The following is a 12,530-nucleotide window of genomic DNA, read 5'->3' on the forward strand; positions in this document are numbered from 1 at the left end:
GCATCAATGTTTCTTGATTAATGTCAATTATAATACAAACAAGCTTTGTTTTGATTGTGCATTGTATCATTTAAGCGTAGAATGATAACAATAGTAATTCTCATTAAGGGTTTTTGTTTGTTGTTTGAGCATACTTCATTAACTGTACTTAAAAATACATTTATTGAATTACACCAATATATGGTACGACTCAGAACAGGCTTTGAGAATATTTGATTAGGTGTTTAATAGTTTTTTATTTATAAATAAAAAACTATGGTAACTAAAGTAAAGGTAAATAAGGTGAAAAAATGACCTTAGTTGATGTAGCAAAAAATCAAGTTGTAAAAATAAGTGCCTTACCACTTGATGAAACTTTGTCGGCACTTTTATTAGAGCAAGGCTTTTGTTTGCGTACAGAAGTGGCTTTAGCTCATAAAGCTCCCTTTAATGGTCCGTTAGCTTATCGACTTCATAATACAAAAATAAGTCTACAGCGCTCTGTGGCTGAGCAAATTCAAGTTACTACTAGTTAATTTGAATTTGCCCTATGGCTTACATATCTATAAAGACTAACCGAAGCCACCTTAAATATTTTTTATATGAGTTTTTTTCATGAGTTGTTGTTCAAATTCCCCTGTGTGTACAGAAGCCGTTATCCCCGCTAAAGGTTCACATTATGCGTTGGTTGGTTTTGCTAACTCGGGCAAAAGTACCTTATTTAATTTATTAACATCACGTCAAAAAAATGGGCGTAAACAAAATGTTGGTAATTTCTCTGGTGTTACTGTGTCGGCTAAAAAGTCACCGTTTAAGTTAGGCCAAGTTGATGCCTTTCTTTCGGATTTACCAGGGTTAAGTTCACTAACCCAGCGCGGGGAACAAGGTCAGGATCTCACTATTTCTCAGCAATTTATACAAAATAATAATATAGATTGTTTGATTAACGTTATTGATATTAGTCAAATAAGCCGTCAGCTTTACCTTACTACGCAATTGCTTGAGTTGGGTGTGCCGATGATTATCGTGCTGAATAAAGTTGATAGAAAAACACATCAATGGGTTGATACGAATAAGCTCAGCGAAGAATTGGGATGCCCTGTTGTTGCGACCAGTGCACAAGATAAAAAATCATTAGCCTTAATAGAAAAAACAATTTTAACGTGTGATTTGAATAAACAATCGAATGTTACCAACATTGAACAGAAAGCTGAAGGCCTGTCAGCCATTCAAGCAAGACAAAATTATGTAGCAGACATTATTGGCCGTGTAAGTACCTCTGGTGGGGGCGCACGTCTTTCAGACTCATTAGATAATATTGTGTTGCACCCTATTATTGGTGTACCCGTATTTTTAGGCATGATGTATCTACTCTTTATGTTTGCAATAAATGTGGGCAGTGCCTTTATTGATTTTTTTGATATTTTAAGTGGCGCTATATTTGTCTCATATCCGTTGCATTTTCTTGAACCTTTGGGCTTACCCCAGTGGATTTTAACTATCATTGAAGGTGTCGGCAGTGGTATACAAACCGTTGCGACATTTATACCTGTTATTGCTTGTTTATTTATTGGTTTATCTTTACTTGAAAACTCAGGTTATTTAGCGCGTGCAGCCTTTGTGGTTGATAATGTCATGCAAAAAATTGGTTTGCCTGGCAAGGCATTTGTCCCCTTAATTGTGGGATTTGGTTGTACGGTACCTGCGGTTATGTCTGCTAGAGTACTTGATAGTGAAAGAGAGCGTATAACCACTATTATGATGTCGCCATTTATGTCCTGTGGTGCTCGTTTGCCTGTTTATGCATTATTTGCTGCTGCATTTTTTCCAGATAGTGGTCAGAATCTAGTATTCCTTTTGTATTTAATTGGTATTGCTGCTGCTATTTTTACTGGCTTTTTATTGAAAAAAACGGTGTTATCTGGCACAAGCTCTCTTAATATTATGGAATTGCCGCCATATGAAATACCGCACCTAAAAGCAATCAGTAAACGTGTATGGCAACGTACTTATGGTTTTGTAACAGGTGCTGGTAAAACAATTGTGATTGTGGTGTGTTTACTTAACTTCTTAAACTCAATTGGTACTGATGGTAGCTTTGGTCATCAAGACAGTGAAAAATCAATTTTGAGCCGAAGCGCACAAGTTGTTATGCCAATTTTAGCGCCTATGGGTATTAAAGAAGAAAACTGGCAAGCAGGCGTGGGTATTATTACGGGTATTTTTGCTAAAGAAGTGCTCGTTGCCACTTTCAATAGTTTGTACTCACCTAAAAATACTGACGATCAAAGTGAGCCTTCAATAGTTGATAGTTGGCATGAAGCAACAGCCAGTATAAAAGAGAATTTACTCGGTATTGCTCCAGATGATCCCCTTGGTATTGATGTTGGCGATTTAAGTGATTTAGCTACTGTTGCCGAAGAACAGCATGTTGAATTAAGTACCTATCAAGTCATGCAAGCTGCATTTGTAGGTCAGTTAGGGGCATTTAGTTATTTACTTTTCATTTTATTGTACACACCATGTGTTGCTGCAATGGGAGCGATAAAAAATGAAGTAGGTAGTCGTTGGGCTGGATTCGCTGCTATATGGAGCTTTTTACTTGCTTATTTAATGGCAACCTTGTGCTTTCAAGTAGGTAACTTTTTTGTTGCTCCGTTAATGGCAAGTATTTCAATAGCTGCTGTATTTTTGTGTTTTGCTGGAATATATTTTTGGCTAAAACATCAAGGGCGCAAAGTGCTTACTATTCCTATTTCGGTTAGTTATTCGTAAATAAAAATATTCGTCATTTTTCAAAAAGTTCATGCGCTAATAAAGTGTGATTTTTTGTTAAATGATGAGTTTTTGTCTCGTGAATACAGCTAATTTATATATTTTTATTTGTCTAAATTTTACTGTTCATCAATATGATATATCATATTAGTATATTTTTATTGATGGATTTTAATGTGATTTCTCCCACTAAAAATCAATAAATAGGCTGAAATACACTGGCTGTAACAGTGTTTTTTGGCGATCAAAATCAAACTTAAACTAATAAATCTGCTAAACTTACCTTATTGAAACTCATTAATTTCCCAATGAATCAAAAAAATATTCAATTTTATTAACCTCAGTGCTTTTATTTACGTCTCAAGTAATAAGGGAGAATTAACGTTTGATGAACTACATCATTGTTTTATCAGTTATATTGATACTACTTTTTTGCTGGGTATACAGTTTAAGAAAAGAAGTCAACGGAAAAAAGAATACAGTAAAGTCATTGTTACGCGAAAGTAAAGATAAGTATCGTGCCATGTTTGAAACTGCCCTTGTTGGCATGGCACTTAATGATAAAAACGGTAAATTGTTAGAAGTTAATCAAGCTTATTTAGATATTATCGGTTATAACGAAGAGGAAGCTAATAACCTTACTTTTTGGGATCTAACGCCACGTCATTATAAGGAACAAGAAAGCATTCAACTTAAATCATTAATAGAAAAAGGTTGTTATGGACCCTATGAAAAGGAATATATTCATAAAGAGGGTCACTTAGTTCCTGTGCTATTGAATGGCGTACGAGTTGTAGGTTCAGACAATGAGATTTATACGTGGTCGTGTGTTCAAGATATTACTGCTCGCAAAAAAGTTGAATTACGTGAACATAATCGATCTTACGTTTTAGAACTTATTGCTAGTGATGAACTGTTGCCAGTAATTCTTCAAGCTATTGTGCAAGGGGTTGAAGAAGAAAACCCTTCCATGTTATGTAGTATTTTAGTGCTTGATGAGACGGGTAAATATTTATTGAATGGAGCAGCACCAAGTCTTCCCATTTTTTATATTAATGCAATTAACGGAATAGAGATTGGTGATGGCGTTGGCTCTTGTGGTACCGCGGCATATACCAATGAACGAGTTATTGTTGAAGATATACAAACCCACCCTTATTGGGCTCCTTATAAAGCGTTAGCAAAGAAAGCAAATTTAGGTTCATGCTGGTCAGAGCCTATTCGCTCAACTCAGGGAAATGTGTTAGGCACTTTTGCTATTTATCATAGAGAGGTTAATTATCCAACCCAAGCCGATTTAGCTTTTATAGAACAAACCGTTAGTTTGGCAAGTATTGCCATTGAGAAAAGCCGAGATACGATAGCCTTAAAGGCAAGTCGTGAACAAATGCAACTAGTATTGGCAGGCGCTGAATTAGGTTTTTGGGATTGGGATATAGTGACAGGTAAGGTGGAAAGAAATGAACGCTGGGCAACGATACTTGGCTATACCTACGAAGAAATACAACACTCTACTAGTCAGTGGTCAGATTTTGTGCACCCAGAAGATAGAGAAAAAGCATGGCAATCAATTAATGATGTACTAGAAGGGCGTTCAAAATCTCATAGTTTGGAATACCGCATGTTGACTAAGGATGGGAATTATCGATGGGTGCTTGATCAAGCTAACGTAATGAAGCGTGATAATAATGGTAAACCACTTCGTATGAGTGGTACACATACCGATATTACTAATCGAAAGCATGCTGAAGAAAAATTCAAACTTGCGGCCAGTGTTTTTACTCACGCGCGTGAAAGTATAACTATTACAGACACTAGCGGCGTTATTATTGATGTAAATGATACTTTTACCACGGTAACTGGTTATGAGCGCGAAGAAGCAATAGGACAAACTCCCCGTATTCTTAAATCAGGTAAGCAAACACCTGAATTTTATGCCGAAATGTGGCAGGCTATGTTGCAGGAAGGTCATTGGTATGGTGAAATTTGGAATCGACGAAAAAATGGTGAGATATTTGCTGAGATGAAAGCGATTAGTGCCGTTTTAGATGAGAACGGTGTCATTACACATTACGTGGCTTTAGGTAATGATATTACGCTAATAAAAGAACACCAAGCTAAACTAGAAAGTATAGCCCATTTTGATACACTTACTAGTTTACCTAATCGCACATTACTTGCTGATCGACTAAACCAAGCCATGGTTCAATGTAATCGCCATAAATGCTCACTTGCTGTTGTATTCTTAGATTTAGATGGATTTAAATACGTCAATGATTCCTATGGACATGATGTTGGTGATGAGTTGTTAATTGCGTTATCAGTGCGTATGAAAAAAGCATTACGTGATGGTGATACCCTTGCTCGATTTGGTGGTGATGAACTTGTTGCTGTGCTGACAGACTTAGACAAAGTTGAAGATTGCGAACCAGTATTAGAGCGTTTATTACTGGCAGCTTCTGAGCCTGTTACATTAGGTAATGTGGTTATTAATGTGTCAGCGAGTATTGGTGTAACTATTTACCCACAAGACAGTGTGGATGCTGATCAACTAATGCGCCATGCTGACCAAGCAATGTACGTAGCGAAAGAGTCGGGCAAGAACCGTTATCATTTGTTTGATATTGTTCAAGATGATGCCATTAAAGTGCAACATGAAAGTCTTGTTTCTATACGTAATGCTTTGGATAATAAGGAGTTTGTTCTGTATTATCAACCTAAGGTTAATATGAGAACTGGTATGGTAACAGGTGTAGAAGCGTTGCTCCGTTGGCAACATCCAGAACAAGGGGTACTCAACCCTGTAGATTTTTTGCCTGTTATTGAAAATAATATTATGATGATAGAGCTGGGTGAGTGGGTTATTGATACCGTATTGACGCAAATTAGGCTATGGCAAGAAGCAGGACTTAAGCTCCCTGTTAGTACCAGCGTAAATATTGCTGCAGTACAATTAGAGCAACCTGACTTTACACAAAAGTTAACGGCATTACTCGCAGCACACCCAAATGTTCCTACGCAGTCTTTAGAGTTAGAAGTATTAGAAACCACAGCCTTGGATGATGTAAAACATGTATCAAAAATTATGAATGCGTGTTTGGCATTGGGGGTGAAATTTGCCTTAGATGACTTTGGTACTGGTTATTCATCTTTAACTTACCTCAGAAGATTACCCGCTAAATTAATAAAAATAGACCAAAGCTTTGTACGAGACATGTTAATAGATAAAGATGATTTGGCTATTGTTGAAGGGGTTATTGGCTTAGCCAAATCTTTTAAACGTGAGGTTATTGCAGAAGGAGTTGAAACGATTGAACACGGCACCGCATTATTAGCTTTAGGGTGTGAGTTAGCGCAAGGTTATGGCATTGCTCGGCCCATGCCAGCAGTTGATATTCCTGCATGGATTAATAACTGGAAGCCTGATGCAAGTTGGCAGACCTAAATTACTTAATCAACTGATTATCACAATATTTTATTATCAAGTAATATAATTATAGACCGATGCTATAAATTGATTGTGGTAACGTCATTTTTTTTCAATAATGTCAACCTTCCCTGAAAACCCAACGCGAATAAATGGAATACTAACATGGTAGAAATTAGGCGTATTGCTATTTTAACCAGTGGTGGTGATGCACCAGGAATGAATGCCGCTATTCGCTCTGTAGTGCTTGCGGCCCATCATTATCATATTGAAGTTCTTGGATTTTATCATGGTTTTAATGGCCTTGTTTGTATTGAGCATATCGATCAAGCAAAGTTATTAACTTTAGCTGATGTAAATAATATAATTCAACGTGGCGGGACTATTTTGAAAAGTGCTCGTTGTCCTGATATGTTGTACGAAAAAGGCTTGCAGCAAGCAGCAAAAACGCTAGTTGATAAAAAGGTTGAAGCTTTAATAGTCATTGGCGGGGATGGCTCTTTTAATGGTTTACTTAATTTGAAAAACTATTGGTATGGGCAGCTCATTGGTATTCCAGGCACCATTGACAATGATCTTGACGGTACAGACTTTACTATCGGTTTTGCCACAGCAGTTAATACTGGTATTGAAGCAATTGATAAAATAAGAGATACGGCAGATGCGTTTGAACGTATTTTTATTGTAGAATTAATGGGTCGACATAGTGGACATATCACCTTTAATGTTGGAATAGCTTGTGGTGCGGAGCAAGTGCTCTCTTTTGAAAATTTCTCGGTCGATAACAAACAAGCAAAACTTCAACAATTAGCAGATGAAATCAAAACAGCACAAGAAAATCGTCATAGCAGTTATATTATTGTGATTGCAGAGAACTTATGGCCCGGTGGCGCAATGAAATTAGCCAGTGAGTTAAAACAAAAAGCAAATATTGATTGCACCGCATGTGTACTAGGACATACTCAACGTGGTGGTTCACCTGTACCTAAAGATAGATTATTGGCAACAAAAATGGGCGTTGCTGCCGTGCAAGCTATTATTGCAGGTAAGAAAAATATTATGATTGCCGAGCAGCATAGTACAATGTGTCATATTAGGTTAGAAGATGCGGTTAAGCATCGTAAAGTGGTTAATCCACTGTTAGTTAACGCACAAGAGAATATTCTAGCCTTGACTGCACAAAATCAGTATTAGGTCAAAAAAATGATCAATTTAAGCGGAGAGATAGCTTTATTCCCCCTCACTTAAATGATAGTTAAGGTAAGGTAATAGTCACTGCTGTGCCTTTACCTACTTGGCTTTCTATTTGAATATCGCCTGCTAATTTATTTTTGATTAAGTCATATGTTGTGCTCATACCAACACCTACATAACCACGATCTTTACGAGTAGTAAAAAATGGCGTAAAAACTTGTTTCAAAGTAGTTTTATCCATTCCTTTGCCATCATCTGAATAGGTTATTTTAGCGCCACTTTGGGCACCATTTTCAACTTTCAATGTTATCTTGCCGTGACCTTTATTATTAAAACCATGTTTTAAAGAGTTGTTAATAAGATTTAATAGCGCTAATGCAATAAAGCTTGGGACTGACTTTATCATTAATGTTTTTTCACCCGAATAGTGATAAACAACATCACTTTGGCTAAATTCAAAATCATATAACATCATCATTTTTTGCATATAAGCGATTACATCAAAATTTTGAATGTCGGTATCATCTTGATCTGCTGCAATGTGGTTAAAATTGTCTAGCAAGGTGACAATAGGTTTGATTTTAGTTATATTTTTCGTATCACCGCTAGACTCAAGCTCGATGATGTAATCATCTAAAGATACACTGACAGCAAAAGTAATATCTGTTGCGATGTAGCCAAAGGCAGCAAGATTTTCTGATTTTATTAATTGGCTCTCTCTGATAGGTAGTAAAATATCGTTTTTATTGTCTACTTGCGAAGAGGAGCGTGAAGCGGAGCTTTTAGCCTTATTCCACATCTTAACAGCAATAAATAATGCCATAACAGCGATAAAAACAAACACATAAAATAACATTTGGAAACTAGTAAGGAGCTTGTTTTCTTTTGTCAAATGGGATAATTTTATTAAGGTGCTTTTTGTAATGCCTTCTTGTTTTTTAAGTTTTTCAGTTAGTTCTTCAACTGCTGTTTCTGGCTGCTTTTCAGTATTTTCTTGCTTAGAAATTTGTGGTTCTTCTTTGTTGTTAGCTAACTGAAACTGTAGGGTATCTAATTGTTTTCTTAACTGTTGCAGTTGTTTTTCTTGGGATTCAATTCTTTGGTTTTTTTGATTGTTTTCTTGTTCAGCCAGCTTTAAACGGATAGCACTTTTTTGCAATGTTAAATTATTTCTTTCTGCATTTTCTTTACCCAATTCAAGCTTTTTAGTTAATTCATCCAGTAAAGCTTTTTGTTTCATTGCTTGGCTCTCAAGTATCTTTTTTTCTTGCTCTAAATTATTTTTAAGGGCTAAAAGTTGCTCTGAGCGTTGTTTTTTTAAAGCAGTAGGGCTGATAGTTAATATTTCTTCATTTGTTTTATCATCTAAAAAGTAAGCGAGATCAGGCATGACTAGTTGTTCATCTGAAATTTTTTCATCATTAATTTTAAGAATGATTTTAGCGTCGTCTTTATTGTATGAAATATCAACCATGGTATTAAGGTTATATTTATTATCTTCAGATACAATTAACACATGTGAACCACTAATTTTGTCTGCTAACTTTATAAATTTATTTTGATTTAATGAGGGAACATATAAAATATTGACATCTTGAGCTTCTTTAGTGTTTGCGACTAAACGTACTATGATGTCTTTGCCTCGAATGCCTTTATTAGCAAAAAAGTTACTAAAATAATTGTACTTTTCAACATTGTCGTAAATACCGATAACAAACTCACGTTTTCTGGCTTCGGTAGGCCAGATAACATATTTTGCAAACTTACTGACTAATGTGGCTTGTTCGTGATCAAGTGTGGTGGTTCTTGCCCAGGTTTGTCCTGCAATAATAAAACCCAGACTAAAAATGATGAATAGCGCGCACGACTTTAATTGTGTAAATGTTGCTTCCATGACTTACCTTACAAAGACTTATTTTTATGCGCCTTATTTTACGTATAATTAATATTAAATCAATACTTTACTTACGTTCAATATGTATGTTCTTTTTTTACATAAGTCACTTAAAATATATAACGATTTTTAAGTTATTAATCATTTTAGGTTGCCTCATCTTTTTCATTAAGTATTCACTAATTGCAAAGATAATGAAAAACTACTGCCATGTCCTAGCTTACTCTCTACAAAAATTTCTGAATTTAATATTTTACTGAGTTTTTGGCTAATGGCTAAGCCTAAGCCCGAATGTGTTGTTTTATCTTCAATGGCATTACTTGCGCGATACCTAGCATCAAAAATGTAGGCTATATCTTCTTTACTGATCCCTGAACCATTATCTGTTACGGAAACTTTTATTTTATCGATTAGTTGTTTAACGATAATGGCTACCTCACCGCCTTTTTTCGTATGCCTTATCGCATTTTCTAATAAGTTGGTGATGATACGTTCAAGCTTAGCAATATCTGAATAAACAATAAATTTACATTGCTGTGGGTCTAAGTGTAGATAAATGTTTTTCTCTTTAGCTTTCATTGAAAATTTGGCAATAATGTCGTGAAGTAATTCGCCTATGGCAAAAGTTTCTAAATTGACGGTTACTTGACCGTCTTCTAAATGGGCTAATTCAAATATTTGATCAATTAGGCGCTTGAGCTGCATACCATTGCGTTGAACTGTTGCGATATAATCTGCCAGTTCACTTGTTGTTAATTTATCACCTTTAATGACCATGGTTTCTACATAACCTTGCATAGTGGCTAGTGGGGTGCGTAAATCATGGGATAAGTGAGTGAGTAATTCTCTTCTGATGCGGTCATTCTCAGTTAGTTGAGAAAACTGTTGGTTAATTTGTTTAATCATGGCATTAAAGGTATTACCCAGTTTATGTACTTCGTTATTTTCTGGATTTTTCCATTGTGTTAATGCTACTTTCGATTGGTCAAACTTTACGGCATTGATTGCTGTCATTTCATTAGCCAGTTGTTTTATTGGTGCGGTAAAGTAGCGGAAAACAGTTAATAAAATAAGTAAAAGAAGCAGTAAAGAACCAATGAATAAAGTACTATACTGTTGTAAGTGTTTGTTGTTTTTAACTTGGTCAAAAATAGAGTCATAAACCTCGCCACCAATAATGACATACAAGTAACCTTGTAAATTATCGCCTCGATAAATAGGGGCTACAGAAAAAATTTTTTGTTTATCTACGTTACGAGGATCATCACCAAAAATGGGGACAGCATCTGGATTCGATATTAAGTTGACGAGTGGACTTAACTCTACCTTTTTACGTTTTATTTTATTGGCATCAGCAGAATAAGTAATAATATTTCCTGCGGGATCTAAAAAATAAAACTCAAAAGCAGGGCCTAATAACATCAAGGTATGAAATAAGTTTTTTAAAGCAGCTTTATCGTATACACCATCTTGCAATAAGGGGTTGTCATGAGCTAAGTGCTTGGCTAATTGACTATGTAATTTCTGTTCAGCTTGTAGTTTTGAATGCTCAGCTAACGAATTACTCCAATAAAAAAGCATTGAAACAATAATAATGAATGTAAAGCATACGGAAAATGCGAGTCGTTGGTAAAGTGAAAATTTCATGAAAAACTCTTTTAAATTATATGCTTGATTAATGTAGAATTGTTAATGTTCGTGTCCTAATATACTCCAGCAGAATTTAGCTTGTAGCCCACCCCCCACACGGTTTGAATTATTTGAGGTTCTGCACAGTTTTCTTCTAACTTATTTCGTAAGCGGTTTATATGAGAGTTTACTGTATGCTCATAACCACTATGGTTGTATCCCCACACACCATCAAGTAATTGAGCGCGAGAAAATACTTGATCAGGGTTTTTACATAAATAATCGAGTAATTCAAACTCAGTTGAGGTTAAATTAATAGCATTATCTTTATACGTTACCTGATGATAACGTTGATCAACCAATAATTTGCCTATACATGTACTGGTTTTTTCTTGTTCATTATTTTGATGGCTGACTTCAGTTTTATTTGATTCATTTTTTTGAGTAAAAGCCTGCACTCGCCGTAATTGACTACGAACTCTTGCTTGCATTTCTCTAATGCTGAAAGGTTTCGTCATGTAATCGTCTGCCCCTAGTTCAAGGCCAAGAATTCTATCGGTTTCAGATGTTTTAGATGTCAGCATTAAAATAGCTTGTAATGGTTTTTCTTGACGAATTTTACGACAAATATCTAGTCCATTGATGCCTGGTAACATCACATCCAGTATGATCAATTGATAGCTTTGCTTTAGTGCTTGTTCTAATCCTTGCTGTCCGTGGCAGCAAATGTCGCTTTGTATATCTAATTCAGATAAATGTACCTGAATTAGATTAGCAATATCAAATTCATCTTCCACAATTAAAACGGTATCTTTCATATTTTTGGCCAGCTAAATGAACAAATGTAATTGCACTTGGTAACGCTGACCAAGTTCATTTTATTTTGTTCGTATGATAGTTAATTTTATCGCAGGGTTATCAAAACGATGTGCCTGAGTTAAAATTGAGCTAGATAAACCATCATCTTGGCTAACAACGCCAGAATGCATGGCAACAAAATTGATATCGTCGCGTGTTTCGTCAAAGCCAGTTCCGCCATCTGCTGGGCCAGGAATAGTTCCCATTGCTTCACTGTTAGCTTCAGTTCCTGCATCATAAACATTTAAGTTCCATGATTTAACGTCATCAATTGCCATTGTTGATATATCTATACCAGTTAGACCTGTAAAAGCGTCATTTGTATTCACCAACATGGTTGCAGCAGTGAAAAAAGTAGCATTTCTATCCGTTGTTGATATTTCAATTGTGCTCGCTAAGCCGGGCATTACAACGCCTTCGCCTGAACTAGCTGCAGTCACATTGCTAGCTGAAATAAAATTACTATTATCACCACCCTCGGCTAATTTTTCTAATGCTGGTGTGGATGGCTCGCCAATCATCCACATTTTAGTGTTATTGTGCAAAACAACGGCAAGTGGTGATAGGGGTTGGGCGTAGGTTAAGTTAGTGACAGTAACCGAATAATTATATTCAATTGGCTCTGGCGGTGGTGTTTCAACAACAGGATCATTGTCACTACCGCAAGCTGTTAACACTACTAATAAGCTAGTTGCGATAGCTGTTTTACTTTTTTTAATTGTATTAGCAAGTGTTTGCTTTTTATTGAGAGAAAAGATCAACATATTCTTCTCC

At 35.8% G+C, this 12,530-nt stretch carries 8 protein-coding genes; 4 read left to right on the forward strand and 4 right to left on the reverse strand.

What is annotated here, in order from left to right:
• Nucleotides 1–290: 290 nt before the first annotated feature.
• From ACE1OF_RS03935 to ACE1OF_RS03950, 4 genes are all read left to right on the forward strand, one after another.
• Nucleotides 291–515 carry a FeoA family protein gene (locus tag ACE1OF_RS03935; RefSeq protein ID WP_448892933.1) on the forward strand — a complete coding sequence of 75 codons (225 nt, stop codon included), beginning with the start codon at nt 291–293 and terminating at the stop codon, nt 513–515.
• A gap of 79 nt (nt 516–594) precedes the next feature.
• Nucleotides 595–2,754: a ferrous iron transport protein B gene (gene feoB / locus ACE1OF_RS03940; protein ID WP_448892934.1), complete on the forward strand. Its 2,160-nt coding sequence runs from the start codon at nt 595–597 to the stop codon at nt 2,752–2,754.
• Between the two features lie 388 nt (nt 2,755–3,142).
• Complete coding sequence (locus ACE1OF_RS03945) at nt 3,143–6,199, forward strand: EAL domain-containing protein (RefSeq protein ID WP_448893006.1); 3,057 nt, start codon at nt 3,143–3,145, stop codon at nt 6,197–6,199.
• 147 nt (nt 6,200–6,346) lie between these two features.
• Nucleotides 6,347–7,375: an ATP-dependent 6-phosphofructokinase gene (locus ACE1OF_RS03950; RefSeq protein WP_448892935.1), complete on the forward strand. Its 1,029-nt coding sequence runs from the start codon at nt 6,347–6,349 to the stop codon at nt 7,373–7,375.
• A gap of 61 nt (nt 7,376–7,436) precedes the next feature.
• Here the strand turns inward: ACE1OF_RS03950 and ACE1OF_RS03955 are convergent, their stop codons facing one another.
• The 4 genes from ACE1OF_RS03955 to ACE1OF_RS03970 all read right to left on the reverse strand — a co-directional run bounded on the left by ACE1OF_RS03955 (nt 7,437) and on the right by ACE1OF_RS03970 (nt 12,520).
• On the reverse strand, nt 7,437–9,269 hold the full coding sequence (locus ACE1OF_RS03955; protein ID WP_448892936.1) for a YfiR/HmsC family protein: 1,833 nt from the start codon (nt 9,267–9,269) through the stop codon (nt 7,437–7,439).
• Between the two features lie 168 nt (nt 9,270–9,437).
• Nucleotides 9,438–10,916 carry a sensor histidine kinase gene (locus tag ACE1OF_RS03960; RefSeq protein WP_448892937.1) on the reverse strand — a complete coding sequence of 493 codons (1,479 nt, stop codon included), beginning with the start codon at nt 10,914–10,916 and terminating at the stop codon, nt 9,438–9,440.
• 56 nt (nt 10,917–10,972) lie between these two features.
• Nucleotides 10,973–11,716 carry a response regulator transcription factor gene (locus ACE1OF_RS03965; protein ID WP_448892938.1) on the reverse strand — a complete coding sequence of 248 codons (744 nt, stop codon included), beginning with the start codon at nt 11,714–11,716 and terminating at the stop codon, nt 10,973–10,975.
• A gap of 60 nt (nt 11,717–11,776) precedes the next feature.
• Nucleotides 11,777–12,520, reverse strand: coding sequence for a spondin domain-containing protein (locus ACE1OF_RS03970; protein WP_448892939.1), 744 nt, complete (start codon nt 12,518–12,520; stop codon nt 11,777–11,779).
• Between the last annotated feature and the right edge of the window lie 10 nt (nt 12,521–12,530).

It is taken from the genome of Colwellia sp. E150_009, assembly GCF_053543955.1.

Coding starts and splice junctions, on each gene's coding strand:
- ACE1OF_RS03945 (WP_448893006.1), top strand. CDS start 3,143: ATGAACTACATCATTGTTTTATCAGTTATATTGATACTACTTTTTTGC.
- ACE1OF_RS03950 (WP_448892935.1), top strand. CDS start 6,347: ATGGTAGAAATTAGGCGTATTGCTATTTTAACCAGTGGTGGTGATGCA.
- ACE1OF_RS03935 (WP_448892933.1), top strand. CDS start 291: ATGACCTTAGTTGATGTAGCAAAAAATCAAGTTGTAAAAATAAGTGCC.
- feoB (WP_448892934.1), top strand. CDS start 595: ATGAGTTGTTGTTCAAATTCCCCTGTGTGTACAGAAGCCGTTATCCCC.
- ACE1OF_RS03955 (WP_448892936.1), bottom strand. CDS start 9,269: ATGGAAGCAACATTTACACAATTAAAGTCGTGCGCGCTATTCATCATT.
- ACE1OF_RS03970 (WP_448892939.1), bottom strand. CDS start 12,520: ATGTTGATCTTTTCTCTCAATAAAAAGCAAACACTTGCTAATACAATT.
- ACE1OF_RS03965 (WP_448892938.1), bottom strand. CDS start 11,716: ATGAAAGATACCGTTTTAATTGTGGAAGATGAATTTGATATTGCTAAT.
- ACE1OF_RS03960 (WP_448892937.1), bottom strand. CDS start 10,916: ATGAAATTTTCACTTTACCAACGACTCGCATTTTCCGTATGCTTTACA.